22 protein-coding genes (1 of these 22 only partly in view) are annotated in these 26,748 nt (G+C 73.7%); 9 read left to right on the top strand and 13 right to left on the bottom strand.

Features of this window, described 5'->3' with window-relative positions; genetic code table 11:
* Positions 1–67: 67 nt before the first annotated feature.
* Together pepN and J3A75_RS17340 are read left to right on the top strand one after the other, a co-directional pair.
* Positions 68–2,692, top strand: coding sequence for an aminopeptidase N (pepN, locus tag J3A75_RS17335; protein WP_070999538.1), 2,625 nt, complete (start codon positions 68–70; stop codon positions 2,690–2,692).
* Between the two features lie 187 nt (positions 2,693–2,879).
* On the top strand, positions 2,880–5,261 hold the full coding sequence (locus J3A75_RS17340; RefSeq protein ID WP_070999539.1) for a PAS domain-containing sensor histidine kinase: 2,382 nt from the start codon (positions 2,880–2,882) through the stop codon (positions 5,259–5,261).
* A gap of 22 nt (positions 5,262–5,283) precedes the next feature.
* On the opposite strand, the gene J3A75_RS17345 is transcribed toward J3A75_RS17340, so the two are convergent.
* Positions 5,284–5,538 carry a hypothetical protein gene (locus J3A75_RS17345; RefSeq protein WP_012319338.1) on the bottom strand — a complete coding sequence of 85 codons (255 nt, stop codon included), beginning with the start codon at positions 5,536–5,538 and terminating at the stop codon, positions 5,284–5,286.
* A gap of 171 nt (positions 5,539–5,709) precedes the next feature.
* On the opposite strand from J3A75_RS17345, the gene J3A75_RS17350 reads away from it, so the two are divergent.
* Entirely contained in the window at positions 5,710–5,994 is a 285-nt protein-coding gene (locus tag J3A75_RS17350) for a hypothetical protein (protein WP_029360272.1), read from the top strand.
* A 156-nt stretch (positions 5,995–6,150) separates the two neighbouring features.
* Here J3A75_RS17350 and J3A75_RS17355 read toward each other — a convergent pair whose 3' ends face one another.
* The 4 genes from J3A75_RS17355 to J3A75_RS17370 are packed head-to-tail and all read right to left on the bottom strand — an operon-like array spanning position 6,151 to position 10,608.
* The gene (locus J3A75_RS17355; protein ID WP_029360275.1) at positions 6,151–7,290 is read right to left on the bottom strand and encodes a GNAT family N-acetyltransferase; all 1,140 of its coding nucleotides are present in this window, start codon (positions 7,288–7,290) and stop codon (positions 6,151–6,153) included.
* Positions 7,287–8,627 carry a lipopolysaccharide biosynthesis protein gene (locus J3A75_RS17360; protein ID WP_029360276.1) on the bottom strand — a complete coding sequence of 447 codons (1,341 nt, stop codon included), beginning with the start codon at positions 8,625–8,627 and terminating at the stop codon, positions 7,287–7,289. Before J3A75_RS17360 ends, J3A75_RS17355 begins: the two co-directional genes overlap by 4 nt.
* A gap of 56 nt (positions 8,628–8,683) precedes the next feature.
* On the bottom strand, positions 8,684–9,550 hold the full coding sequence (locus J3A75_RS17365; RefSeq protein WP_024830010.1) for an SGNH/GDSL hydrolase family protein: 867 nt from the start codon (positions 9,548–9,550) through the stop codon (positions 8,684–8,686).
* The gene (locus tag J3A75_RS17370) at positions 9,511–10,608 is read right to left on the bottom strand and encodes an OpgC family protein (protein WP_070999541.1); all 1,098 of its coding nucleotides are present in this window, start codon (positions 10,606–10,608) and stop codon (positions 9,511–9,513) included. The genes J3A75_RS17365 and J3A75_RS17370 overlap by 40 nt, the downstream gene beginning before the upstream one ends.
* Before the next feature lie 169 nt (positions 10,609–10,777).
* Here J3A75_RS17370 and J3A75_RS17375 point away from each other — a divergent pair, with 169 nt between their 5' ends.
* Positions 10,778–11,041, top strand: coding sequence for a hypothetical protein (locus J3A75_RS17375; RefSeq protein ID WP_070999542.1), 264 nt, complete (start codon positions 10,778–10,780; stop codon positions 11,039–11,041).
* 30 nt (positions 11,042–11,071) lie between these two features.
* Here J3A75_RS17375 and rfbA read toward each other — a convergent pair whose 3' ends face one another.
* The 4 genes from rfbA to rfbC all read right to left on the bottom strand — a co-directional run bounded on the left by rfbA (position 11,072) and on the right by rfbC (position 14,567).
* Positions 11,072–11,971, bottom strand: coding sequence for a glucose-1-phosphate thymidylyltransferase RfbA (rfbA, locus tag J3A75_RS17380; protein ID WP_056534087.1), 900 nt, complete (start codon positions 11,969–11,971; stop codon positions 11,072–11,074).
* Positions 11,968–12,873, bottom strand: a complete 906-nt coding sequence (rfbD, locus tag J3A75_RS17385) for a dTDP-4-dehydrorhamnose reductase (protein WP_209650527.1) — start codon at positions 12,871–12,873, stop codon at positions 11,968–11,970. Before rfbD ends, rfbA begins: the two co-directional genes overlap by 4 nt.
* Complete coding sequence (gene rfbB, locus J3A75_RS17390; protein WP_012319347.1) at positions 12,873–13,922, bottom strand: dTDP-glucose 4,6-dehydratase; 1,050 nt, start codon at positions 13,920–13,922, stop codon at positions 12,873–12,875. Before rfbB ends, rfbD begins: the two co-directional genes overlap by 1 nt.
* A gap of 93 nt (positions 13,923–14,015) precedes the next feature.
* On the bottom strand, positions 14,016–14,567 hold the full coding sequence (rfbC, locus tag J3A75_RS17395; protein ID WP_127991057.1) for a dTDP-4-dehydrorhamnose 3,5-epimerase: 552 nt from the start codon (positions 14,565–14,567) through the stop codon (positions 14,016–14,018).
* Between the two features lie 175 nt (positions 14,568–14,742).
* On the opposite strand from rfbC, the gene J3A75_RS17400 reads away from it, so the two are divergent.
* Positions 14,743–15,654 carry a DUF6925 family protein gene (locus tag J3A75_RS17400; protein WP_012319349.1) on the top strand — a complete coding sequence of 304 codons (912 nt, stop codon included), beginning with the start codon at positions 14,743–14,745 and terminating at the stop codon, positions 15,652–15,654.
* A gap of 282 nt (positions 15,655–15,936) precedes the next feature.
* On the opposite strand, the gene queE is transcribed toward J3A75_RS17400, so the two are convergent.
* On the bottom strand, positions 15,937–16,569 hold the full coding sequence (queE, locus tag J3A75_RS17405) for a 7-carboxy-7-deazaguanine synthase (RefSeq protein WP_209650935.1): 633 nt from the start codon (positions 16,567–16,569) through the stop codon (positions 15,937–15,939).
* Between the two features lie 268 nt (positions 16,570–16,837).
* On the opposite strand from queE, the gene J3A75_RS17410 reads away from it, so the two are divergent.
* The 4 genes from J3A75_RS17410 (at position 16,838) to nth (ending at position 21,311) form a co-directional block, all read left to right on the top strand.
* Positions 16,838–18,367, top strand: coding sequence for a D-alanyl-D-alanine carboxypeptidase family protein (locus J3A75_RS17410; RefSeq protein ID WP_209650528.1), 1,530 nt, complete (start codon positions 16,838–16,840; stop codon positions 18,365–18,367).
* Positions 18,368–18,433: 66 nt separating this feature from the next.
* Entirely contained in the window at positions 18,434–19,528 is a 1,095-nt protein-coding gene (locus tag J3A75_RS17415; protein ID WP_209650529.1) for a CobW family GTP-binding protein, read from the top strand.
* Positions 19,529–19,632: 104 nt separating this feature from the next.
* Complete coding sequence (locus J3A75_RS17420; protein ID WP_024830002.1) at positions 19,633–20,496, top strand: hypothetical protein; 864 nt, start codon at positions 19,633–19,635, stop codon at positions 20,494–20,496.
* A 95-nt stretch (positions 20,497–20,591) separates the two neighbouring features.
* Entirely contained in the window at positions 20,592–21,311 is a 720-nt protein-coding gene (gene nth / locus J3A75_RS17425) for an endonuclease III domain-containing protein (protein WP_070999545.1), read from the top strand.
* A 3-nt stretch (positions 21,312–21,314) separates the two neighbouring features.
* Here the strand turns inward: nth and J3A75_RS17430 are convergent, their stop codons facing one another.
* The 3 genes from J3A75_RS17430 to J3A75_RS17440 all read right to left on the bottom strand — a co-directional run.
* Positions 21,315–21,632 (bottom strand): HPr family phosphocarrier protein, encoded by a 318-nt coding sequence (locus tag J3A75_RS17430; protein WP_012319355.1) that lies wholly within the window; start codon positions 21,630–21,632, stop codon positions 21,315–21,317.
* 130 nt (positions 21,633–21,762) lie between these two features.
* The gene (locus J3A75_RS17435) at positions 21,763–26,118 is read right to left on the bottom strand and encodes a translocation/assembly module TamB domain-containing protein (protein WP_070999546.1); all 4,356 of its coding nucleotides are present in this window, start codon (positions 26,116–26,118) and stop codon (positions 21,763–21,765) included.
* A protein-coding gene (locus tag J3A75_RS17440; protein ID WP_083374350.1) for an autotransporter assembly complex protein TamA crosses the window boundary here: on the bottom strand, positions 26,119–26,748 show its end. It continues 1,329 nt past the right edge of the window; only the last 630 of its 1,959 coding nucleotides appear in the window; its start codon lies off the right edge, out of view; the stop codon is at positions 26,119–26,121. It abuts the gene before it with no gap.

Consider the following 26,748-nt stretch of genomic DNA (forward strand, 5'->3'; position numbering starts at 1 on the left):
CTCCGATCGTTGCGCCGCGCGCTCCGAGGGACCAGAACGGGCTCGTCCCGCACCCGGAGTGAGCCGAATGCGCACCGAGACGCCGCCGCTGATCCGCCTCGAGGAATACCGGCCCAGCGACTACCTGATCGATCGCGTCGACCTCGACATCCGTCTCGATCCGCACGCGACCCGCATCGACGCGACGCTGACGCTGCGGCCGAACCCGGCCGGTGTGCCGGCGGCGCCGCTCACTCTCGACGGCGACGATCTCCGCCTGGTCTCGGCCGAACTCGACGGCGCGCCGCTGCCGCCCGACGCCTACGCGGCGACGCCGTCCGGCCTCATCCTCCGCGATCCGCCGCGGCGGCCCTTCGCGCTGCGTCTCGTCACGGAGGTGGACCCGACCGCCAACACGAAGCTGATGGGCCTCTACCGGTCGAACGGCGTCTACTGCACCCAGTGCGAGGCCGACGGTTTCCGGCGGATCACATACTTCCTCGATCGGCCGGACGTGTTGTCGGTCTACACCACGCGCATCGAGGCCGACCGGGCCGACGCGCCGGTCCTGCTCGGCAACGGCAATCCCGTCGAGACCGGCGAGGCCGGGCCGGACCGCCACTTCGCGATCTGGCACGATCCCCACCCGAAGCCCGCCTACCTGTTCGCCCTCGTGGGCGGCCGGCTCGGGAAGGTCGAGACGCGCTTCACCACGATGGAGGGCCGCCCCGTCACCTGCGCGGTCTACGTCGAGCCCGGCAAGGAAGATCGGGCGGGCTACGCCCTCGACGCCGTCATCCGCTCCATGGCCTGGGACGAGACCGCCTTCGGCCGCGCCTACGACCTCGACGTGTTCAACGTCGTCGCGGTGTCCGACTTCAACATGGGCGCCATGGAGAACAAGGGTCTCAACATCTTCAACGACAAATACGTCCTGGCGAGTCCCGAGACCGCGACAGACGGCGACTACGCCGCCATCGAGGCGATCATCGCCCACGAGTACTTCCACAACTGGTCCGGCAACCGCGTCACGTGCCGGGACTGGTTCCAGCTCTGCCTGAAGGAAGGGCTCACGGTCTTCCGCGACCAGGAATTCTCCTCCGACATGCGCTCCCGGCCGGTGCACCGCATCGCCGAGGTGCGCTCCCTGCGGGCGCGCCAGTTCCCCGAGGATGCCGGGCCGCTGCGGCACCCGGTGCGGCCGCGGGCCTATGCCGAGATCAACAACTTCTACACGGCGACCGTCTACGACAAGGGTGCCGAGATCGTCCGGATGCTGCGGACGCTGATCGGTCCCGAGGCCTTCCGGGCCGGCATGGACCGGTACTACGCCGACAATGACGGGCGCGCCGCCACCGTGGAGGACTTCCTCGCCGCCTTCGCGGCGGTGACCGGGCGCGGTCTCGACGCCTTCGCCCGCTGGTACGAGCGTCCCGGCACGCCCCGCCTCGCCGTCACGACCGCGTACGATCCGGCCGCCGCGCGCTACACGCTCCGGTTCGCCCAGAGCCTGCCCGGCGGGAGCGCGGAGCCCGACGGGCCGCCCCTGGTGATCCCCGTGGCCCTCGGTCTCGTCGGGGCGTCCGGGCCGCTGGACGGCGCGACCTGCCCGGACGTCCGGGACGGCGTCTACGTTCTCGACCGCCCGGAGGCCGAGATCGTGTTCGACGCGGTCGCCGAGGAGCCGGTCCCCTCGCTCCTGCGCGACTTCTCGGCGCCGGTGCGGCTCGACCTCACCCTGACCGACGCGGAGCGGATGCGGCTCCTCGCGCAGGACAGCGATCCGTTCAACCGCTGGCAGGCCGCGCAGGACGTGGCATTGCGGCTGATCCTCGAGCCCGACGCCGACCGGATCGAGGCTTTCGCCGCGGCCCTCGGCCGGTTCCTCGACGCCGAGGCCCTGGCCGACCCGGCCTTCGCCGCCCTGGTCCTGGCGCTGCCGAGCGAGGGCGAGGCCGCCGACGCGGTCCCGGCCGACGTCGATCCCGACGCGATCCACCGCGCGCGGTTCGACCTGCGGGCGCGTCTCGGCCAGGCCCTGCGGCCGCGACTCGAATCGATCGACGCGGCGCTCGCGCCGGAGGCCGGCGCGCCCTACAGCCCCGACGCCGCCTCGGCGGGACGCCGGTCGCTCCGCAACGCGGCCCTCGACCTGATCGCCGCCGGCGATCCCCGGGCGGGCGCCGCCCGCGCCGCCGAGCGCCTGGCCGAGGCCACCAACATGACCGACCGGCTCGCCGCCCTCGGCACGCTGGCGCTGATCCCGGGGGAGACCCGCGAGGCCGCCTTCGCGGCGTTCGCGGCCCGCTACGCCGACGAGCCCCTCGTCCTCGACAAGTGGTTCGCCATCCAGGCCCAGATCCCGGAGCCCGGCACCCTCGACCGGATCGCGCGGCTGCAGGAACACCCGGCCTTCACCATGACCAACCCGAACCGCGTGCGGGCGCTGATCGGGAGCTTCGCGTTCGGCAATCCGACCCAGTTCGCCCGGCGCGACGGGGCGGGGTTCGCCCGCGTGACCGACACGGTCGCGGCGCTCGATTCGACCAACCCACAGGTTGCCGCGAGGCTCCTCACGGCCTTCGGATCCTGGCGCCGGCTGGAAAAATCACGCGGCGCCAGAGCGGTCGAAATGCTGAATGGGATCAAGGCGATCCCGGGGCTTTCCCGGGACACGGCCGACATCCTCGCGCGCACCCTCGGAGACGGCTAAGCGTCTGAACCTGCGGTAGAAATCGATTCTCGGGCGGCCGGGCAACACCCGGCTTTCGTCAAGCCCTTATGGTAAAAAATCCGTGGACAAACTGCCCCCCGAAGTGATTGTATTCAGTCAGATTCGGGGGGCCTTCGGGGGCCGGGTGCCCGCACCGGATCACAGTTCCCACGGGCGAGGTTCGGCCATGCCGGAGGCGGCTTCCGCTTCCTTCTCCGCGCGTGCGGATTCGAGTCTCACGATCTCCTGGCCCATGCGGAGCCCGGACCCGCGTCTCGGCCAAGCCGAGCGCTGGCTGCGCTACGCCGTGCCGGGAACGCTCGCGGTGTTCCTGGCCTGTCTCGTCGGGCTGGCCGCGCTCCACATCCAGGGCCAGCGGGCCGAGATCCTGGCGGGCGCGAAGGCCGAGGTCGAGGGCTTCGCCCGGCTGGCCGCCCGGGCGGTGGGTCCGGCCGGCACCGTGGCCGAGGACCTGCGCGCCCTGATGCCCGAGAGCGAGCGGCATCCCGGCCGCCGCCTGCTGGTGGTCCGCCCCGATACCCGGATCGTCGCCGCTCATCCGCCGCTGCCCGCCGACCGGACGACCCTCGCGGCGGTGCTCGGCGACAGCGAGCCGCTCTCCGGCCTCGGCGAGCGCGCCGGCGCCATGGCCCTCGAACTTCCCGGCGGCGAGAGCGTGCTCGCCGCCATGCACAGCCTGCCCGGCGGCGCGGGACAGGTGGCGGTGCTCCAGCCCGTCGAGCCGCTGCTGCGCGGCTGGAGCGCGCGCACCCGCGACCAGATCGTCCTGATCGCCGCCGCCGCGATCGTCATCGTCGGCGTCGGGCTCGCCTACGGCCTCCAGACCCGCCAAGCCGCCCGCGCCGACCGCGCCCGCGAGCAGATCCGCGGTCGCCTGGAGACCGCCCTGCGCCGGGGCGCCTGCGGACTGTGGGACTGGGACATCGCGCGCGGCCGGATCTACTGGTCGGATTCGATGTACACCCTTCTCGGCTACAGGCGGCAGCACGAGTACCTCTCGTTCGGGGACGTCAACGGCCTCGTCCATCCCGACGACGGCGACCTGTACAGCCTCGCCCGGGGGCTCGCGGCCAACCAGACGCATGTCGACCACGCCTTCCGCATGCGCGGCGCCGACGGGGCCTATGTCTGGTTGCGCGCCCGCGCCGAGGTCGTGGCCGACGCCGCCGACGGCGGCCGCCACCTCGTCGGCATCGCCAACGACATCAGCGAGCAGCGGGCCCTGGAGGAGACCAACGCCGCGGCCGACATGCGTCTGCGCGACGCCGTCGAGGCGATCTCGGAGGCCTTCGTGCTCTGGGATACCGGCAACCGCCTGGTCCTGTGCAATTCGAAGTTCCGCCACCTCCACGCGCTGAGCCCCGAGGATGCGCAGGCCGGCCGGAGCTACACCGACGTCATGGGCCGCGGCGTGCTGCCCCAGGTCCGGCGGGAATCGCCCGAGGCCGGGATGGCGCTGACCGGCATGGCGGCCCGCACCTTCGAGGCCGAGCTCAGCGACGGCCGCTGGCTGCAGATCAGCGAGCGGCGCACCAAGGACGGGGGTTACGTCTCGGTCGGGACCGACATCACCAGCCTGAAGCGGAATCAGGAACAGCTCCTCGCCTCCGAGCGCGAGCTCATCGAGACCGTGAAGGACCTCAAACGGTCCCGCCGCACCCTCGAGCTCCAGACCCAGCAGCTCGCGGACCTCGCCGAGCGCTACCTCGACCAGAAGGCGGCCGCCGAGGCGGCCAACCAGGCCAAGGCCGAGTTCCTGGCCAATATGAGCCACGAGCTACGCACGCCGCTCAACGCCATCATCGGCTTCGCCGACGTGATGGAGAACGCCGTGCTCGGCCCGCTCGGCACCCCGCGCTACACCGAGTACTGCCGCGACATCCGCGAGAGCGGTTCGCACCTGCTGTCCATGATCGACGACATCCTCGACATGGCCCGGCTCGAGGCCCGGCGCGTGCGCCTGAGCCCGCGGGCGATCTCCGCCGAGACCGCCGTCAGCGCGGCCCTCGCGCCCGTCGAGGCGGCCGCCCGCGAGAAGGCGATCACCGTCAGCGTCGACGTCGTGCCGGGGCTCGAGCTGCTGGCCGACCCGCAGGCGATCGGGCAGATCCTCGCCAATCTCGTGCAGAACGCCGTGAAGTTCACGCCGGCCGGCGGCCGCGTCGCGGTCCGCGGCCGCCGCGCCGGCGCCTGCACACACCTCTACATCGAGGACAACGGCATCGGCATCCCGCGCACCGACCTCGCCCGCCTTGGCCGGCCCTTCACGCAGGTCGAGCGACAGATGACCCGCTGCCACAAGGGTTCGGGCCTCGGCCTCGCCATCACCCGCTCGATGGTCGAGCTGCACGGCGGCTCGCTCCGAATCCGCTCCGAGGAGACGGTGGGCACCATCGTGCTCGTGCGGCTGCCGGCCACGCCGGCCGAGCGTCCGGACGCCCACGTTCCGGCCGCGTCAGCCAATCCTGCGACGGCCGGTTCCGCGTCGCCGACGCGCGAGGCGCCGCGGGCGGGCCGGACCGCGGCGGGCCGCACCGCCGTCGCCTGAGCGGAACCCTGAGCAGAGCCGCTCAGGGTCGCGGATCGAGCCCGCCGCGGCGTGCGAGACGCCCCTGTTCCGCGTGCCAGCGCGCATCGGCGACAGCGCGCGCGAGGCGCCGGATGCGCCAGCGCCGGTAGAGCGACAGGATCGGGTTGCCGCCGAGGCCGGCCTGATGGCGGCTGAGGCGTCGCAGCAGGTCCGGCAGCTGCGCCGAGGCTGCGTCGCCCGTGGCGATGTCGATGGCCCGCATCTCCGCCCGGAGCCCCGCCTTCCAATCGTCCATGATGCCCGCCTCCGCGATCATCGCGCGCCCCGCGCCGGCTGCCGGTATCCCTAGCAGCCCCCTCACCGTCTCTCCCGCGGCATGAGTACACGCCGGAAAACCCTCCGGTCCGGACCCGGGTTTGCTCCGCAGGTGGTCCGCTCGGCGGACCGGAGGTGGAGAATACGGCCGATGCGATCCAGAACAACGTACCGCTGCGCCCTGGCGCTCCTGCTCGGGCTCGCCGCCGGACCCGCCCTCGCGCAGAGCACGGGCTACGTCACCGGCTTCCCGGGCAAGGATCCCGCCGGCGACGAGGAGATCGGCTGGGGGCCGGCCTACCGGCCGGAGACGAGCTTCGCCCAGCCCGGCACGCCGCCGACCCCAGGCGCGATCGCGGGTCGCGCCTACCGTGCCCGGACTGGCCAAGGCGTCTACGACCAGGTGCAGGGCGACGGTCCGTACCGGGGCCGCTAGTGCCGCTTCCGCTCGGATCGCGGCGGGGGCGATGGTCGGTCCGGTGCCGAGCGGGGCGCGGGTCCCGTCTCCCGCACGGGAGAGATGGCGCGCGGCGCGTCTGCCGCGACCGGAATCGCGTCCTTCCAAACCGTCGCGATGCGGTCGGGAACGGCGCTAGCGCCGCCGCAGGGCCCGCCTCGCGGCCGCCCGCGCGTCCCGCTCGAACCGTGCGAGCCGGAGGCGCCGCTCCAGCGCGATCACCTGCCGACCGGGCGGGACGGCGATGATCTCGGCGACCGGAACCCGGTCGCGGTAGAGACCTTCCAGGGCCGATCCCTCCGACGTCGCCGAGTCGAGCCGGTCGGCGAAGGCGGTCTCGTGGCAGGCGCGCACGATCTCGGCTTCCAGCAGCAGGCCCGGGGCGTGGCTGCGCAGGTCCTCGTCGTAGGCGGTCTTCAGCAGGGTCGCGGTGCCGCCGTGGACCAGGGCGAGGCTGACGGCGACCGGCCGGCCGTCGAGGGTCAGCGCGTCGGCCCGGACGCCGACCGGACCCGGAGCCGCTGTGAACAGCGCCCGGGCCAGCGCGGCGCTCTCGGGCCGGCAGGCCATGGCGGTGCCGGCCCGCCCCTTCCACCCGGCGCGCTCCAGGTCGAGGAAGGAAGTCACGAGGCGGGCGAGGTCGGCGCCGGCCGTGGCGCACGCGTGGGCGACGGTTCCGGCCTCCGCCAGGCGGCGCGCCCGGCGGCGCAGATCCTTGAACCGCGCCCGATCGGGGTGATCGGCGAGGAACGCCGCGTGATCGGCGCGCCGGTCCATGACCGGGCGGTCGAAGCCCGCCACCGTGCCGATGGCCCAGCCGCGCGCGCGCATCGCCGCCAGCATCTCCGGCACGGCGCCCTCCCCGGTCGGCAGCAGCGGCCAGCGCCAGGCGGATCCGCCGGCGGCGGCTTCGAGGCCGGCCACCAGGGCAAGCGCGTGGGCGGCCCGGTCCGGGCCGTCGGCGATCAGGGGCGCCGTGGCGGTCACGTAGGGCGAGAGGAAGGGCCGCAGGATCCGGCCACCGAGTCCCGACAGGTCCCGGGCCGTCCGGTACGGCAGCAGCGCGACCAGCCGGCCGCCCTCGCGGACCGTGACGTAGCGGAGGGCCGCCGGCAGCAGCCCGGCGGCCCGATGGGCCTCGATGACGTGCCGCGAGAAATGCGGGTGCGGCGCGGCGCTCGCCGCGACCAGCGCGTCCCAGGCCTCCGGCTCCGGCGCGTCGCCGAGGGTGATCGCGCCTCCGGACGGCGCGCGGGGGGGGCTCGCCGGGATCATCGGACGGTCCCGGCGGCCCAGACCGGCGTCGGCAGCCCGTGGATCCGCCCCGCGGCCCGCGCCAGGAGGCCGGCCCGGCCCACGCTCGCCACCGCCACCGCCACGGCCGCGCCGAGGGTCCCGAGGGCCGGGACCAGGGCGAGGCACAGGCCGGCGGCGGCGAGGAGGCTCCCCGCCGTGAGGCCGGCGCAGAGCCGCTCTCCGCCCAGCATGGTCAGGAGATCCTCGCCCGGACCGAACAGGCTCGCCCCGACGCTGCCGGCGATCAGGATGCACAGGATCGGGACGCTGTCGCCGAGCCCCGGTCCGAACATGGCCAGCAGCAGGGGGCTGACGGCCAGGATCGCGCCGCCGACCACGAGCGTCGCGGCCGCCGTCAGGCGGCCCTGGCGCCGGACCAGTTCGGCGAGGAGGAAGCGGTTGGCCCGCGCCTGGGCGGCGCTGTAGCGCTGGAGCGTCGCCGCGCTGACCGCGTAGTGGACGAACACGACGAACTGCTGGATGCGCGTCGCCGCGAAGTAGACCCCGACCTCCGCCGGACTCACCAGGGCGCCGAGCACGACCACGTCGACGAAGGTGAAGCCGGCATTGGCGAGGTCGATCGCGGCGATCGGCAGGCCCGTGCCGAGCCACGTGCGCCACCGGTAGCGGTGCGGCCCGGGCGGCAGGTCCCGCCGGAGCCGGGCGGCGAGCAGGCCGGCCTGCAGGGCGGTCGCCACGGCGGCGGCGATCAGCATGCAGGCCATCGCGACCTCGGCCCGGGGCGGCGCGCCGAGCAGGATCGCCGCGACCATGCAGGCCATCATCAGGGTCTGGCGCAGGAGGTAGGGCGGCGCGATGGCGAGCCCGACCCAGTTCTGGCTGCGCGCCACGCCCTCGAGGTAATCCTGGAGCGCGAACAGCGGCATCACGCAGAGTGCGACCACGATCGGTGCCCGGTAGGCTGGGGCGAACAGGTCGGGCTCGAGCGCGAGCAGCGCCGCGCCGAGGCAGGCGACGGCGAGCGCGGCGCCGCCGGTCACCAGGGCGCCGGCCCGGATGTAGCCCCGCGCGAGGTCGAGGTCGCCCTGCGCCTGGTCGCCCGGCACGAACCGGCAGGCGCCCTGCGACAGGCCGAGGGTCAGGGTGTGGCCGAGCATCGCGGTCCAGACCCAGACCGACGCGAAGATCCCGTAGGCGTCCCAGCCCATCAGCCGCGCCGCGAGCACCTGGGCGCCGTAGGCGAAACCGGCCGAGCCGACGCGGATCGCGAAGACCGTCAGGGCAGCCCGCTGCGGACCGCCGCGCAGCGCCCGGAGGTGCCGGAACGCGAGGACAGGGAGGGCCGTGGCTGACACTACGCGCTCCGCGCCGGTCCTGAACTCGGCGGGAAGCCGATCTCTGGCCGTCCGGTCTAGCCCGGGGCGCGTTGCGGCTCGGTTAAGGGCGGCTGGGCCGGGGCCGCCTTCGGCTCCTTGGGCGCCTCCGTCCGCGTCAGCGAGGTGGCGATCGTCAGGGCCACGTGCTCGGCCATGCAGCGCAGGCCGAGGTCGTTGAGCCGGAACTGGCGGCCGAGCATGTGGCCCTCGCCCTTGTCGCTGCGGCGCGACAGGTACTGCAGCGCCTCGTAGCGGCGGACCAGCGGAACGCCCTGCTGGGTCGCGACGCTCCGCACCGCCTCGACGATCCGGTTGTAGTCGACGTCGGCCGCCATGCTGGCCGTGTAGATCGGGTCGACCAGCACCACGTCGATCCCGTGGGACCGCATCCAGCCCACGGCCTCGGTGAGCGCGCTCGCGAAGGCGTCGACGTCGACGCGGGCGATGGCGTCGTGGGTGCCGACCTGCCACACGACGAGGTCGGGCTCGGCCTCGGCCACCATGGTGCGCAGGCGCTCGGCGGCCCCGGAGGCGATCTCGCCCGGCAGGCCGCGGTGGTCGATCACCACGTCGACCCTCGGCAGGGCGTGCTCCAGGGCGGCCTCGAGCTTGGCCGGGTAGGAGGCCGAGGCCCCGGGGGCCGCGCTGCCGCCGATCGCCAGGATCCTGAGGGGACGGTTCTCCGCCAGCGCCGCCTTGACGGCGCCGAGCTGGGCGACGGTGTAGAGCTGCGCGCCGGGGACCCGGCATTCCTGCGACAGGGCCGGATCGTCCGCCGCCGGGACGGCCGCCTGCTCGGCCGCTCCGCCGGCGGTGCCCGACAGCAGCACAGCGGCCAGCGCCGCGGCGAGCCGGGTCCGCGTCATGCGCGGGGTCGCGCCGATCTGCTGCGGCTGCGCCATTCGACGAACCATGCCGTAAACCCCAGCCCGACCAGGCCCGAGCCGGCGACCAGCATATCGATCAGCGCGCCGCCGCCCGTCTGGAAACGCACGAGCTGCCCGATCAGGCTCAGGATCGAGCCCATCGAGAAGACAGCCAGTGAATTCCGGCCCATCTGAGTCAGATAGCCGACGACGCGGCCGATTCGGGGGGCCAGCCCTGCGTAAAGCGGTGCAAACGCTAACAATACCCCCAGAAAATGAAGCAGTCGCGCCGGGGTCAGGTAGGTCTTCTCGAACGTGAAGAGCAGCCGCGGCTCCGGAACGAGCATCGGATCCGGGCGGATCTCCGTCACCGCGAGCACGATCCCGAGGAGGACGATGACGACGCCCGCCGGGAACAGGCGCCGCGACCAGCGGCGCAGGGCGTCGGAGCGCAGGTTCCAGCCCTGCAGGACGAAGCCCAGCACCAGCAGGAGCTGCCAGCACAGCGGGTCGAAGAACCAGTCGCCCTCGCCCGGCCAGGACGGCACGTTCCACCCGAAGACGAGGCTCGCGAGATAGAGGCTGACCGACAGCCCCAGGGCCGCGAGGAGGCTGAAGCGGCCGACCAGAACGAAGACCGGCGCGATGCCGATCAGCAGCACGTAGAGCGGCAGGATGTTGAAGTAGCCGAGCTGGTAGGTCAGCAGCGCCATCCCGCAGACCGACTGGATCGGGTCCGCGAAGAAACCGCCGGCGTTGTGCCACTCGAGGATCAGCGGGTTGTCGAGCAGCAGCGCCGCGCCGGCGATGATGGCGAGCGCCAGCAGCATCACGGTGAGCTGCGCCCGGTAGACCTCGACGGTGCGGGCGAGGAGCCGCACCACGCTCCGGCCCGGCGGCTCGGGGGTGCCGTCGCGCCCGCGGGTGGCGATCCCGATCGACCAGCCGGCCAGGAACACGAACAGCTCGGCCGCGTCCGAGATGCCGTACTGCGAGAAGGTGTAGCGCTCGAAGGTGTTGCCCGGGATGTGGTTGATGAAGATCGTGATCAGGGCGAAGCCGCGCCAGAAGTCGATCGCGTTGGGGTCCCGCATCGTCGCGGCGGCTCCGGGTTTCGACGCTTCAGGATGGCGGCGGCGGGAACGCGGCCCCTGATACGGCGCCGCATCGGTTCTGCAAAGGCGAACAAAGGTGGGGATCGCGCGGCCCGATCGAACCGGAGGGTCACACCCGCGTTATGGCCCGGCACGGAGTTCCCGACCGATGATCCGCCCGCTCACGACCCTCGGCCTCGCGCTCGTCCTTCCGCTCCTGGCGGCCACCGCCGCGGCGGCGCAGGCCCAGACCGGCACCGGCGGCGGCCCCGCCTCGACCGCGACGGCGCCGAACACCTCGTCGGTCGGCCGCGTGATGCCGAGCCGCGGGGCCGGCGCGGCGACGCCGGACGACCGGCGCGTGCGCACGCCGCGCGAGGCGAAGAACGACAGGCTCATGCGCGGCATCTGCATCGGCTGCGCCCCCCGCTAGAGGGGCGGCGACCGAGCGCCGCCGGCGGGACTACTTGCCCCGGCGCAGGCGCAGATCGTCCTCGCTCTCGCGGGAGAGGCGCAGCAGGTTCTGCCCGTAGGCGGTCTTGGCGAACATCTCGCCGCGGGCCACGAGCTGGTCGCGGGTGATGAACTTCTGCAGGTAGGCGATCTCCTCCAGGCAGGCCACCTGAAGGCCCTGCCGGTTCTGCAGGGTGCGGACGAACTCGCTCGCCTCGAGCAGGCTGTCGTGGGTCCCGGTGTCGAGCCACGCGTAGCCGCGCGACATGCGCTCCACGTGCAGCTGGCCGCGCTGCAGGTAGGCCTCGTTGACGCTGGTGATCTCCAGCTCGCCGCGGGCCGAGGGCTTCACGTCGGCGGCGATGTCGAGCACCTGGTTGTCGTAGAAGTACAGGCCGGTCACCGCCCAGGTCGATTCCGGGTTCTGCGGCTTCTCGACGATCTTCGTCGGCCGCCCCGACTTGTCGAGGTTGACGACGCCGTAGGCCTGCGGGTTGTCGACGTGGTAGGCGAAGACCGTCGCGCCCTGCTTGCGGCTCGACGCGCGCTCCAGGAGCTCGCCCATGCCGGCGCCGAAGAACAGGTTGTCGCCGAGGATCAGCGCCACGTCGTCGTCGCCGACGAAGTCGCGCCCGATCACGAAGGCCTGGGCGAGGCCCTCCGGCCGCGGCTGCAGGGCGTAGGAGAACTTGAGGCCGAACTGCTCGCCGGTGCCGAACAGGCGCTTGTAGTTGTCGAGGTGCTCCGGCGACGAGATGATCAGGATCTCGCGGATGCCGGCGAGCATCAGCACCGAGACCGGGTAGTAGATCATCGGCTTGTCGTAGACCGGCAGGAGCTGCTTGTTGATCGACAGCGTGGCCGGGTGCAGGCGCGTGCCGGATCCGCCGGCCAGGACGATGCCCTTCATGGCTTGGAAACTCCCTCTGAGACCGGCCCGACGAGCCGGTCCAGGATGTCGTCGAGCGCCGCCTGCCAGGGCCGCGGCGCGATGCCGTAGGCGGCCGTGAGGCTGTCGGTGGACAGGCGCGAATTGGCCGGCCGCCGGGCCGGTGTCGGGTAGGCGGAGGTCGGGATGCCCTTGACCGGCACGGCGCGGCCGCCGCGCCGGGCCGAGCCCGCCACGATCGCCTCGGCGAAGCCGCACCACGTGGTGTCGCCCCGGTTCACGCAGTGGAACGTGCCGGCGGGCGTCTCCGGATCCGCCGCCATGGCCTGCGCGATCGTCGCGAGGGCGGCGGCGAGGTCGGCGGCCGAGGTCGGGCAGCCGTGCTGGTCGTTCACCACGGTCAGGGCGTCGCGCTCGGCCGCGAGCCGCAGCATCGTCTTGACGAAGTTGCCCCGGTGCGGGCTCACCACCCAGGCGGTCCGGACGACGGCGTGGCGCGGGTTGCCGGTGCGCACCGCCAGCTCGCCGGCGGCCTTGCTGGCGCCGTAGACGCTCTGCGGGTCGATCGGAGCGTCGGGCGCGTAGGCCCCGTCGGGCTTGGTCCCGGCGAAGACGTAGTCGGTCGAGACGTGCACCAGCGGGATGGATCGGGCCGCCGTGGCGGCCGCCAGGATCGCCGGGGCGAGGGCGTTGAGGCGCCACGCCGCCACCACGTCGGACTCGGCCTTGTCGACCGCCGTGTAGGCGGCGGTGTTGATCACCGCCCGGTAGGCGCGGGCCGCGAGCGCCGCCGCGACGGCGTCCGCGTCGGTGATGTCGAGCTCCGCGCGGCCGGGCGCGTGGACGGTGACGCCGTCCGGCCAAGCCAGGGCCTGCAGCTCGGTGCCGACCTGCCCGGCGCCGCCGAGGACGAGGACGTCCATCAGCCGTTGAGCCCCAGGCGCTCGCCCTTGTAGCGGCCCTCGCGGATCGGGCGCCACCAGCCCTCGTTCCCGAGGTACCACGCAACGGTCTCCTCAAGCGCCTGCTCGAAGGTCTTCTGCGGGCGCCAGCCGAGCTCGGTCTCGGCCTTGGTGCAGTCGATCGCGTAGCGCCGGTCGTGGCCCGGGCGGTCGGCCACGAAGCTGATCAGCTGCTCGTGCGGGGCGCCCTGCGGGCGCAGCCGGTCGAAGGCCGCGCACAGCGCCTTGACCACCGCGAGGTTGTTGCGCACCGCGCGGCCGCCGAGCAGGTAGGTCTCGCCGATCCGCCCGCGCTCCAGCACGGCGACGAGGCCCTTGGCGTGGTCCTCCACGTGGATCCAGTCGCGCTCGTTCAGGCCGTCGCCGTAGACGGGCAGCTTCTTGCCCTCGAGGGCGTTGAGGATCATCAGCGGGATCAGCTTCTCGGGGAAGTGGCGCGGCCCGTAATTGTTCGAGCAGTTGGTCACCAGGACCGGCAGCCCGTAGGTCTCGTGCCAGGCGCGGGCGAGGTGGTCGGAGGCCGCCTTCGAGGCCGAGTAGGGCGAGCGCGGATCGTAGCGGCTCTCCTCCGTGAAGAACGCGTCGGGCGGCAGCGAGCCGTAGACCTCGTCGGTGGAGACGTGGAGGAAGCGGAAGGTCCTCTTCTCGGCCTCCGGCAGGGTCTCGTAATGGCCGCGGGCGCCGTCCAGCATGGTCTGCGTGCCGATCACGTTGGTGCGCACGAAGGCGCCCGGGTCGGTGATCGAGCGGTCGACGTGGCTCTCGGCGGCCAGGTGCATCACCGCCTCGGGCTTGAAGTCCGCGTAAGCCTTCTGCACGGCGGCGCGGTCGCAGATGTCGGCCTCGACCAGGCGATGGCGCGGGTTGTCGGCGAGCGGCGCCAGCGAGACCGGGTTGGCCGCGTAGGTCATCGCGTCGAGGGTGCAGACGTCGTGGCCGAGATCGTTGACGAGGTGCAGCACCAGCGCCGAGCCGATGAAGCCGCAGCCTCCGGTCACCAGGATGCGCATGGCGGGTTACCTCTTCGGATCGATCGAGAACTGAGAAAGCCGGGGCAGCCTAAGACCGGCCGACGTGACAAAATTGCGGCCGGGCCGCGCTCTTCAGAAGACGCGGCCGAGATCGGCGAGCTTGGGCGCCCGGCGATCCTTGTCGGACAGGATCGCCGCCTCTCCCGAGACCGGCCACGGGATCCCGATCGCCGGATCGTTCCAGAACAGCGCGCGGTCGTGCTCGGGGCTGTAGTAGTCGTCGACCTTGTAGGCGACCATCACGTCGGGGGTCAGGGTGCAGAAGCCGTGCGCGAAGCCGTGCGGGATGTAGAGTTGCTCGCCCTTCTCGGCGTCGAGGGTGACGGCGACGTACTTCCCGTAGGTCGGCGAGTCGCTGCGGATATCGACCGCCACGTCGAGGATCGCGCCCTGCAGCACGCGGATCAGCTTGGCCTGCGCGCGGGGGGCGATCTGGAAGTGCAGGCCGCGGACCGTCCCCTGCGGGGCCGAGAAGGACTGGTTGTCCTGGATGAACGGCGTGGTGATCCCGGCCCGCGCCAGGGTGTCGGCCCGGAAGGTCTCCGAGAACCAGCCCCGCGCGTCGCCGAAGCGCTTCAGGACGATGCGCTTCACGTCCGGGATCTCGGTCTCGATGACGTCCATGCCAGCGCCCCTCTTGCGGATCCCGTCGGGAGGTCCAGCGGACGTCTCCGCGTCGGTCGTTCCGGGTCGCGCGCCCGCCTCGCCGACCACAACCTCGGTGATGCCCCGCGACTTCCGGTCATTCGCCGTCCGTGTCAAGGCGTGCCGGCTGCGGTGGCGTTCACGAGAGGGACCGATGACGGGCGGAGCCGGACCCGCTGTGGACGGCCTGCTGCGCGCCCAGCTGGCCGATCCGGCCTGCGCGTGGAGCCTCGGCGGCTACGGCGCCGGCGCCGTCTTCGCGCGGGAGCCCGACGAGCCGGCGTGGCCCCTCGGGGACGAAGCGGTCGGCCTCGTCACGGCCCGCGGCGCGCTCGCGATCCGGGCGTATCCGGATCTCAGGCCGTTCGCCTACGAGACCGGCTTCGCCGATGGCTGGAGCCAGGCGGTCGCGCTCTGCCTTCCCGAGGCCGCCTGCGCGATGGGCCGGCGCGCCGTCCTGACCGAGCTGGGTCCCGACGGGGCGGCAATCCGGCCGGAGGACCGCGCCGCGCGCCTGTTCGATCTCGGACTTGGTCTGCGCGCCGCGGATGCCTGCATCCGGACCGCCGACCCCGCGCGGATCGCCCGCTTGCGGGCGCTGGCGGGCCGACCGCTCCTCGCCGCCGGCGCCGCGGCGATGCCGTCCGCTGTCATCTCGGGCCTGGACCAGATCGTCATCACCCGCATCGGTCGCGTCGAAGTGTTCGCGCCGGAGGCCGATCGGGCCGCCGCGGGGCCCGGGCCGCGGTGCCACGCGCTGCCGCAACTCCTGCGGCTCGCACGCACGCATGCGGCCACCGCGCCGATCCCGCCGGGTTGGATACCCTGCGGGACGCTGCATCCGGCCCATCCCGCGCGGGACGGGACAGGGCGACCGGTCCCGTTCGATGCCGGGCGCCACGCCGCGTTCGGACGCGTCCTCGACCGATGGGGTGATCCCGCGTTGGTGGCCCTGCGCCGCGCAGTGCTGGACGGCCAGGATCCCGATCCGCCGCGGGCGGACGGACGGTTCGCGCGCTCGGCGATCCGCGCGGCGCGCGCCCAGCTGAGGGCTGTCGTCAGGTAGTGCCGTCCCCGATCGCGTCCTGACGGTTCGGAGAGACGGCGATCCTGGTCGAGACAACCGCGCCGTAATCCCCTCTCCCGTGCGGGAGAGGGTCGGGGTGAGGGACGAGAAGCTTCAGGATCAGGCGCGCTCTCGGGTTGCCGACAGGCCGCGACTCGTCCGGATGGCCCTGATCCCTCACCCTGTCCCTCTCCCGCACGGGAGAGGGGACCGGCGCCTCGTGCGGCACCGGCTCGGCGATCACGTCGTCCGAACCCGATCCCGGGACCGAATCCGGGCCGCTCAGGGAATGCCGATCATCTTGTGGGTCTGCAGCGAGAGCCGCCAGCGGGCGTCCCGGCGGCAATAGGCGATCGCCGCCTCGGTGCTGGCGGCCCGGTCCGGGCCGTCCATGGGCTGGAGGAAGCGGTGCTGGAAGGCGAGACCCACGAAGGCCGCCGGATCGGCGTCCGCCTGCGGGTAGACGAGCTTCAACTCGTGGCCGGAAACCTGCGCGAGGGCGTTGCTCCCCTTGGGGCTGACGCAGATCCAGTCGATCCCCGGCGGGGCCGGCAGCGTGCCGTTGGTCTCGATCGCGATCTCGAACCCGGCCGCGTGGACGGCCTCGATCAGCGGCGTGTCGAGCTGCAGCAGCGGCTCGCCGCCGGTGAAGACGACGTAGCGATTCTCGGCGCCGCCCGCCCAGGTGGCGGCGATCGCGTCGGCGAGGGAGGCCGCGTCCGCGAACCGCCCGCCGCCCTCCCCGTCCATCCCGACGAAGTCGGTGTCGCAGAACCGGCAGGCCGCGGCGGCGCGATCGGCCTCGCGCCCGGACCAGAGGTTGCATCCGGTGAAGCGGCAGAACACGGCGGCACGGCCCGCCTGCGCGCCCTCCCCCTGGAGCGTGTGGAAGATCTCCTTGACCGCGTAAGCCACAACCGTCCCAGTCACCGCCGCGCGCGATCCGGCCCGCGCGCTCGGCCTGCACATAAGCCGTGCCGCGCCCGCGGGCCACCGACAACCGCGCCGTGCAGACCCGCGATGTGATCTCGCCTTGCTCTTGCCACGGTGGGCTCGTTCATGCCGAGATGCAGTCCGGCGACCGCCTCAGGCCGACCGGGTTGCGCCGCTCTCCGGCTGGCCGGCCGGAAATCCGACGCCCCCCGGCGTCGATCCAGGCGATCCTCTGACGAGTCGGGCTCGAATGTCCTCTTCTCTCTACCGACGCCTCACCGTCGGGCTTGCGGCGCTGACGGGTCTGCTCGGGGCGGGCCTGGTCGGGATCGGCGCAGCGAACGCCGTGACCGTGCCGATCCTCGTGGCCGACGTGAATTCCGGCAAGGTCATCTACGCGCAGGCGCCGACCGATCCCTGGTACCCGGCCTCGATCACGAAGCTGATGACGACCTACGTCGCCCTGGACCTCGTCCGGCAGGGCAAGGTCTCGCTCGACTCGATGATCACCATCTCGGCCGCCGCCGCGGCCGAGCCGCCCTCGAAGATGGGCTTCAAGCCGGGGACGCAGCTCACCCTCGACAACGCCCTGAAGATCATCATGGTCAAGTCGGCGAACGACGTCGCCTACGCGATCGGCGAGTCGCTCGGGGGATCCGTCGAGAACTTCGCCGCCCTGATGAACGAGACCGCGCAGCGGATCGGCATGCACGACAGCCGCTGGTACAATCCCAACGGCCTGCCCGACCCGCGCCAGTGGACCTCGGCCCGCGACATGGCGGTCCTCGCCCGGGCGCTGATCCGCGACTTCCCGGATTCCCACGACCTGTTCTCGATCTCGGCGATCCAGTTCGGCCGCGCCGTCATGGCGAATCACAACGGCCTGCTCGGGCGCTATCCCGGCACGGACGGGATGAAGACGGGCTTCATCTGCTCGGGCGGCTTCAACGTCGTGGCGACCGCCACGCGCAACGGCCGGCGGATCGTCACCATCGTGATGGGGCAGCCGAGCCCGCGCGAGCGCGACGTGAAGACCGCCGACCTGTTCGACTACGCCTTCGGCCAGAGCGCCGGCTGGTCGAGCCCCACCCTCGACGCGCTCCCGGCCTCCGCGATCCCGGCGCCCCCGGACATGCGTCCCTTCGTGTGCGGCGGCAAGAAGCCCCCGGCCATCGAGGACGGTCCCGGCGCGCTGAGCACCCCCGGCTCGGCCGCGCAGCTGATCGGCGGCTCGGCGGCGAACTCGCCGGCCCTGGCGCTCGCCGCGTTCTCCAACCCGGCCCTGCGGGCGCGGTCCCTGCCGCCGCGGGCGCCGCTCCAGCCGATCGCCGTGTGGGTCGGCCGCAACCCGGCCGAGGGCCAGCAGATCCTCGAGGCGCAGGAGGCCGAGCAGAAGGCCGCCGCCGCCAACACCCGCGCCGCCAAGCTCGAGGCCGCCAAGGCCAAGCGCGCGGCGGCCCTGGAGGCGGCCAAGCAGGCGCGCGCGGCGCGCCTGGAGCGGGCCGAGGCCGCGAAGGCCGCCGCCAAGACCGCCCCGAAGGTCGCCGCGAAGCCGGCCCACGGCGTGCCCCGGAACGCCAGCGCCTACACGTCGGACGTCACGCCCGGGATGCCGGAGGCGAAGCCCGGGAAGGGCCTGACCAAGCCGCCGCCGAAGGCGGCCGCCCACAAGCCGGCGCCCGCCAAGGCCGAGACGAAGCCCGAGACGAAGTCCGACAAGGCGGCCGCGAAGGCTCCGGCCAGGAAGCCGGCCGCCAAGAAGGCGGCGGCCGACGAGTAGGCCCGCGCGGGTGTCCGGCCGCCCGCCGCGTTGCCGCGGACGCCGGCACACCCCACTTCGCCGCCTATGTCAGAGTCTTCCGCCCCCACTACGGACCCGCGCCGCCCGGAGCCGATCCCGCTGACCGTGCTCACCGGCTTCCTCGGAGCCGGGAAGACCACCCTGCTGAACCGGCTGCTGCGCGATCCCGCCCTCGCCGACACGGTGGTGATCGTCAACGAGTTCGGCGAGATCGGCCTGGACCACCTGCTGATCGAGACCGTCGACGAGGACATGATCCTGCTCGGCGCCGGCTGCCTGTGCTGCACGGTGCGCGGCGACCTGATCGCGACCCTCGAGGATCTGCTGCGCAAGCGCGACAACGGCCGGATCCGGCCGTTCCGGCGGGTCGTCATCGAGACGACGGGCCTCGCCGATCCGGCGCCGATCCTGCACGCGCTGATCTACCACCCCTACCTCGTGCTGCGGTACCGCCTCCAGGCCGTGGTGACGGTGGTGGACGCGGCTAACGGCGCCGCGACCCTCGACGCCCATCCGGAGGCCCTGCGGCAGGCCGCGGTCGCCGACCGGATCGTGCTGACCAAGGCCGACCTCGCGGGTGACCTGTCGGGGATCCGCGCGCGCCTGACGGCGCTCAATCCGGCCGCCCCGATCGTCGCCCCGGATGCCCCCGCGGAGACGCTCCTCGGCGGCCTGTTCGGCCTCGACGGCAAGACCGCCGACGTGCGCGCGTGGCTCGGCGACGCGGCGCTGGCGCAGGCGGACCATCACCACGCCGACGTGAACCGCCACGACGCGTCGATCCGGGCGATCTGCCTGACCAGCGCGGCGCCCATCCCGCGCCCCGCCTTCGAGATGTTCATGGATCTCCTGCGCTCCGGCCACGGGCCGAAGCTGCTCCGGCTCAAGGGCCTGGTCGCCCTCGCCGACGATCCCGGGCGTCCCCTCGTCGTCCACGGGGTCCAGCACGTGTTCCACGCCCCGGTCACCCTGCCGGAATGGCCGGATCCCGACCACACGTCGCGGCTCGTCCTGATCCTGCGCGATCTCGATCCCGCCTTCGTGCGCCAGCTCTGGGACGCCTTCCTCGGCCGCCCCCGGGTCGACGCGCCGGATGCCGCCGCCCTCACCGACAACCCCCTGGCGATCCCCGGCCCCTGACGCCGGCGGTCGGCACCGTCCTTGAAGCCCTCGACGCGAAGGGCGCCCCGGAGGCGCCGGGTCGTCCCGGATCGGGACGGATCGTCGAGAGGCAGGACAGGCGGATGGTGCGACGCTTCACCGTGATACAGGGCGGGCTGTCCGAGCGGCCGGACCTCGCGGCCGCGCCGGAGCCCGATGCCGGCCCCGAGGCCGGGACCTGGCGGGTCGATCTGCGGCGACCCGGCGCGGTCGACGGGGCCTCCGTCGCCGCGTGGCGGGCCCTGCTGGTGCGGAACGCGGTCACCGACCCGCTGCGCGACCCGGACCACCTCCTCCCGCTCGCCCAGCACCGCCCGTCCGGTCGTCCCGTCGCGGTCGCCCTCGCCTGGAGCCGGGACGCGCGCGACGGCCACGAGACTCTGCGCGGCGTCGTCCCGCTGGCGATGCCGCATCCGGTCTGGGGCAGCCGCGCCCGGCCCTGGCAGCCCGCGGAGCCCGACGCGGCCGCCCTCGTGGAGCGCGCCGCCGCGGAGGCCGTCGACCGGGCGCTGCGGGAGCGGCTCGGGGCGCTGCGCCGCCCGGTCCGACTGGTCGGCGATCCCGCGCCCGCCCGGGATCCGCAGCCGCGGCGCCCCGTCCTGGCGGCCGGCCGCCCGGCGCGCGCGCGGCCGATCCCGGCCGGGAACCTGATCGGCGTGCGTCCCGACGGCTGGGAGCCGGCGGAGACCGAGATGCTCGCCGTCACCGAGCCGGGAGCGGTCCGCGACGCGGTCGAGACCTTCCTCGCCCTCGACGCCCGCACCGCCGCGCGGCCGATCATCGCCGACCCGGCCGAGGCGTCGCTGGTCCGGGTGGTCACCCGGCTGTTCGCCCGCCGCGGCGCGCTGCGGGTCGAGTTCCGCCGCCGGGCCGGCGCGGTCGTCGCCGGAACGCTCCACCTCTGCGCCGGCGCCAACGCTGTGCCCTGGCGCCGCGTTCGGGCCTGAGCGGTCGACGGGCGGTCAACGAGCGGTCGACGAGCGGTCAATCCGCCGCGTCCGGTACGCCTGTCGACGGGGGCGGGCGGCCCTAGCTGGCCTCCATGACCCGCGACCTGCCCCACGGCGTTCGACCCGCTCCGCGCCGGAAGGCGGCCGCACGGACGGCACGGCGGCCGCGCGAGGCAGGCGAGGCCGACCGGGTGGCCACGATCCTCGCGCGCCTCGCCGAGAGGGACCCGGATCCGAAGGCCGGATTCGACCGCACCGACCCGTTCCGCCTGCTCGTGACCGTGCTGCTCTCGGCCCAGTCCACCGGCCCGACCGTCTCGCGGATCGCGGAGGCGCTGTTCTCCGAGGCCCGCGATCCCGCCGGCATGGCGGCGCTGGGGGAGGCCCGGATCACGGAGATCGTCCGGCCGGTCGGTCTCGGGCCATCCAAGGCGCGCAACATCGTCAAGCTGTCGGCGGTCCTGCTCGCGGAACACGGCGGCGCCGTCCCGTGCAGCGCCGCGGAGATGCGTCGCCTGCCGGGGATCGGCCGCAAGAGCGCCGAGGTCACGGCGAACTTCGCCTTCCACGAACCGGTGATCGCGGTCGATACCCACATCTTCCGGATCTCGAACCGGATCCCGCTCGCCCCGGGCCCGACGGTCGACGCGGTGGCCGACGGTCTCGCCCGGATCGTGCCCGACGCGTTCAAGGACAACGCCCATGTCTGGCTGTTCCGGCACGGGCGCGACATCTGCACGGCGCGGAATCCCGCCTGCCCCCGATGCCCCGTCTCGGACCTGTGCGCGTGGCCGAGCAAGGCGACGGCCTAGACGCTACTCGTCCTCGCCGAAGCGGTTGGCCAGCAGGGCCTCGATGGCGTCGAGGCAGCTCTCCGCGTCCGGGCCGACGGCGGTGACGGCGACGTGCGTGCCCATGGCGGCCCCGAGCGTCAGCAGGCCCATGATCGAGCGCCCGCCGACCGTCTCGCCGGCCCGGGTGACCGTCACGGCGGCGTCGTAGCGCTCGACGGTCTGCACGAACTTCGCGGAGGCGCGGGCGTGGAGGCCGCGCCGGTTGATGATCGGGAGCTTGCGGAGAAGGCCGCCCTCCGGAACCGGCGGATCGTCATCGGTCTCGAAAAGCTCGTCCATCGCCCGTGGTGTTTCCCGCCCGAACGGCGGCCCTGGCGGCCGCCTGCGCTGAACCTAAACCATTGACCGGGCATGTCGATCCCGCAGTGCCCGGGGCGCGGGCGAGCGGGCGGCCGTGTGCCCTCGCCGGCTACCACTCGTACTCGGCGCCGACGCCGAGGCTGGTGCGGCCGTCGCTCCCGGCCTCGCCCTTCAGCTTGATCCGGCGGGTGACGTCGACGTCGACGCCGACGGCGGTGTCGGCGGGCTTCGCCCCGGCCTTCACGCCGACGCTGACCCGATCCGAGATGTAGCGCGAGGCGCCGATCGCCGGCCCGCCGCTCGCGCCGGTGGAGACGTCGAGGCTGTCGAGGCCGAGGCTCTTGCGCGCCTGCTCGAACATGTCCGGACCGGCGGCGCCCCCGGAGAGCTGGGCGACCGCCTGGGCGAGCTGCAGCGCCTGGAACGGCGACAGGCCGGCCGACGCCTTCTTGAACAGGATCCGCGACAGGATCTCGTCCTGCGGCAGGACCGGGTCCGAAGTCAGGGAGAATTGCGGGGCGTCCGCGAAGCCCGAGACGGCGATGCGGGCGGTCACGTCGGTGGCCTTGGTCTCCGCGACGAAATCGAGTTCCGGCGTGGTCAGGCTGCCGGCGAAGGTCAGCCGGCCGCGGCTGAAATCCAGGCGCTGGCCGACGAGCTCGAACTGTCCGCGGCGCAGCGAGAAGGCGCCGTTGGCGATGGGCGACGCGGAGGTGCCGGTGACGCGCAGCGCCCCGCCGAGTTCGGCGTCGATGCCGCGCCCGCGCACGAAGATGCGGCTCGGCGCGTCGATCGTCACGTCGAGGGTGGCGTCGAACGGCACGGCCGGCTTCCCGCCCCGCCGCCCATGCCGGGTCGCGGCCTTCCGCTCCGCCCGCTGCGCCAGGCGCGCCCGCAGGGCCGGCGGCGTGTTGACGTGCCGGACACCCGGCAGCGGCCGGATCGTGGCCGGCAGCCGGTCCGGAACCGCGACGTCGATCGACACGACGTTCACCCGGCCGCCGATCCGCGGCGTCCGCGCCAGCGGCCCCGCCAGCGTGATGTCGAGGCTCGACACGGCCGTCATCAGCGGACTCGACACGAGCTCGGCCTTGTCGGCGACGACGTGGAAATTGCCCGGGAAGTCGGGCGCGAGGGAGACGCGGCCGGTGACGGAGACCTGGCCGCCGTTGCGGGCGGTCGCGGTCAGGCGCTCGACCACGACGCTGTCGCCGCGGCCGGTGACCCGACCCTCGATCCCGGTGAAGCGGAGCCCGTTCAGCGGATCGGTGAAGCTCCCGCCGCTCAGCACCGCCGCGCCCTGCGCCCGCGGCGCCGCCAGGGTGCCGGTGACGCCGCCGTCGATGGCGACCTTGCCGGTCACGCTCTGGCCGCCGACGCTCAGGAGGGAATTGGCGAGGGCGGCGTCGAGCGTCCCGCGCGCGCGCAGGTCGAGCGGCCCCCCGGCCTCCACGGGCAGCGACCCGGAGACCGTCAGGGCGACGCCGCGCCCCGCCGTCACCCGGCCGTCCAGGCTCGCCTGTCCGTCGGACAGCGTGCCCTTCGCGGCCGCGTCGATCGCCGGCAGCCCGGCCTGCCGCGTCTGCGGAGCGACCAGCTTGGCGACGCTGACCGCGTAGCGCCCCTCCGGTCGCGTCGCGGGGCCGCGGAGGTCCGCCTCGCCGTCCAGGGTCCCCGAGAGGGCCAGATCCGGCGCGGCGATCCGGGCGAGCGACAGGGGCAGGGACCGGATCGCCACTCTGAGGTCGAGATCCCGCCCGGCGCGGCCCGCGACCGTGACGCGGCCGGAGCCCGCCGCGATCGACAGGCCGTCGATCACCGCGCCGCCGTCCCGGAGGGTGATCGCCGCCGGCCCGGTGAGGGCGAAGCGGTCGTTGCCGCGGGCCGCCGACAGGCGCTGGATCTCGATCCGCGTGTCCGCGGCCGGGACGACCCGCGCGGCACCGTCGAGGGTGAAGCCGCGCGCCCGGGCGGTGAGGCTCACGTCGCTGAAGGCGGGCGTGCCGTTCGCGAGGAGCCGGATCGTGTCGACCTGCTGGCCGGCGGCCACGAGCCGGTCGGCCTCGACGCGCCCGTCGAGGACGGGGTGGGCGCGCAGGTCCCGTCCCGAGAGGTCGGCGTCGAGCCGCGCGAGGGCCGTATCGCCGTAGCGGAGACCGGCCCCGGTGGCGCGGACGGTCACGTCCTGGCGCCCGCCGTCGCGGGCGAGAGTCAGCGCGGCGTCGAGGCGGCCCGAGACCGGTTCCGGGACCAGGGGCGCGATGTCCGTCAGGTCGCCGGCCCGCACGGTGAGCGCGCCCGCCGACAGCCACGTGTCGGCCGCGACCGTCGCCTGGCCGGCGACGGAGACCGAACCGAGATCGAGGCCGAGCCGGTCGAGGACCCAGTCCGGGCCGACGCGCGCGAGGTGCGCGCCGCCGGTCAGCGCCTTGCCGCCGACGTCGCCGCCGAGCCGGACCGTGCCGTCCGGCGCGAGGAGCGCGTCCCGCAGGACGGCCTCGACGCGCAGATCCCGGATCGGCTTGCCGGCCGCGGTGGCGGCGGGCGCCGTCAGGGTCGCGGTCACGTCCGGATGCTCCAGGGATCCGGTCAGGCGCGCGTCGACGCCGGCCTTGCCGGTGAGGCGCCCGTCGAGATCCGCGAGGCTCTTGAGGTCGACCCGTCCGGCGACGTCGGCACGGGTCGTCGTCGCCTCGCCCTGCAGGGTGGCGGTGACGCCGGAGCCTTCCAGGCGCAGATGGTCGAAGCCGTACCCGTCGAAGGTCTGGGACACGCGTCCCTGAAGGCTCGGCGCGCGGCCGAGGGCGCGGTCCGCCGCCCGGATGCCGGTGACGAGACCGCTCGTCGTCACGGCGAGGTCGGCGGCGACGGCCTTGCGCGCCGGATCGCCGCTGAGCCGCGCCTTGGCGTCGAGGCTGCCCGCGAGGCCCTGGCCCGCGAGGCCCGAGAAGACGGACAGGTCCGGCAGCGCCGCGTCGAGGGTGCCGGTCAGGGTGTTCTGGCCGACCCGGCCGGCATAGGCGGCCCGCGCCGTGTCGGAATCGAGCTTGAGCGCCGCGACGTCGACCACGCCGTCGGCACCGGCCGAGGCCCGGAGCGTCACGGTCGCCCGGCTGCCGATGGCCCGGCGCAGGGCCGGGTCGGAGAGCGTCAGCCCGTCGATCCGGCCGTCCGCCGTGACGGCGAAGCGCTGCGCCGACGGCTCGCCCTGCGGGTCGATGCCGAGGCTCGCCTCGATCCGGTCCAGGCTGGAATCGCGGCTGCGCAGGGCGGCCGCGTCGAGGTGGCCCCGGACGGTGGGCGCCGCCAGAGGCCCCTTGAGGCTGCCGTCGAAGACGAGCTTGCCAATCTCGGCCTCTCCGGCCCGGGTGACGTCGCCCTCCGTCGGCAGGGCACGCGCCTGCAGGGTCAGGTCGGCGACCCGGTCGCGGGTGAGGCTGCCGCCGGCCGCCAGGCGCGCCGTGCGGGAGGTCAGTTCCAGCCGGTCAATCCGGAAGGCGCCGCTGTCCGCGAAGGACAGGCCGCCGTCGAGCTTGGTGGTGCCGGCGAAGATCGCCGCCGCCGGACCGGGCATCAGCCCCTCGATTCGCGCCGCGAGGTCGAGGGCGAGCCGCCGCTCGGCCCCGATCCGGGAGATCTTCGCCCCGCCCTTGGCGCCGATGTCGGGTCCCGCCGTGAAGTCCAGCTTGGCGCCCCAGGCGTCCAGCGTGCCCGTTCCGTCGAGCTCGAAGTCGATCGGCGGGGTGCCGGGCAGGTTGGCGGCCTTCGAGAGCAGGCCGCCGGCCGGCTCGACGAGGTTCGCCTTCAACTCCAGCCGCTCGCCGTTCGGCACGAACAGCAGCGACAGCAGGAAGCGGCCCGGCGCGTCGAGGCGCTGCGCCCGGGCCTGGAGGTCGAGCCCCTCGCTGGCGGCGCCGAGCTTCGCCCGGCCCTCGGCCGAGAGCCGCGCCGGCTGCCCGGCCACCGCCTCGCCCAGCGTCAGCTCGGCCAGCTTGAATCCCTTGATCTCGACCTTGACCGGGAGGTCCGGGAGGAGCCGCCCGTCGGGCTTGGCCTCGGGCGGCGGCGGGCCGGGGACCGGCCGGCGCAGGACGTCGAGATGCCCGATCTCGAGGCTGTCGACCTCCAGCCGGCCCGACAGGAGGGCGAGCCGCCGCCAGACGATGCGGGCCCGGTCGAGTTTCAGCCAGACGCCGTCGCGGTCGCTGATCGCCACGTCCCGGATGGTGGCGTCGGAGGACAGGGCGCCGTCGACGGCACCGATCGCCACCCGCGAGGAGGGCGTCGACAGGGCGCGGGACAGGAGGCCGCCCAGCACGGACTTGTCGCCCTCGTCGGCGCGCGTCGCCGCGAGGGTGCAGGGCAGCAGCAGGGCGAGGCCGACCAGGACGAGCACCAGGTCCCACCGGCCGTGACGGGCGGTCGGATGCGCGGCGCGCTGCGTCGGTCCGGTTCGGAACGCCATTCAGAAAGCCTGCCCCAGGCTGAGATACAGGACGGCGGGACGCACGTGTCCGCCCTTGTAGGGGTCGAGCGGGAAGGCGACGTCCGCGCGGATCGGGCCGATGCCGGTGTAGTAGCGCAGGCCGATGCCCACGGATTTGCGGATCTTCTCGTCGAAATCCGGCGTCGCCGAGGCGAAGGCGGTGCCCGCGTCGAAGAACGGCACCACGCCGATCGTGTCGGTGACCTTGATGCGCGCCTCGAGCGAGGCCTCCAGCAGGCTGCGGCCGCCGATCGGCAGGTTGAAGGGGCCGATCGGTCCGAGGGTGCGATACGGGTAGCCCCGCACCGAGCCGCCGCCGCCCGCGAAGAACCTGAAATTGTCGGGGATCTCCCCCAGCGGCGCGCCCGAGACCGAACCGAAGCCGATGCGGCCGGCCAGGATCATGCGGGCCTCGTCGTCGAGGGCGTAGTATGTCGATCCCTGCGCCTTGGCCACGACGATGCCGGGCGAGGAGATCGCGCCGGGATAGACCGCCAGCGACGCGATGGCCCGGACGCCCCGCGTCGGGTCGAGGAGGCTGTCGGTGGAATCGTAGGTGACCGAGGCCGGCACGCCGATCAGCCGGTAATCGACCGTGCCGAGGGCGTC

Origin of the sequence: Methylobacterium sp. PvP105, from assembly GCF_017876975.1 — a bacterium.
In the GTDB taxonomy this organism is placed as follows: Bacteria; Pseudomonadota; Alphaproteobacteria; order Rhizobiales; family Beijerinckiaceae; genus Methylobacterium; species Methylobacterium radiotolerans.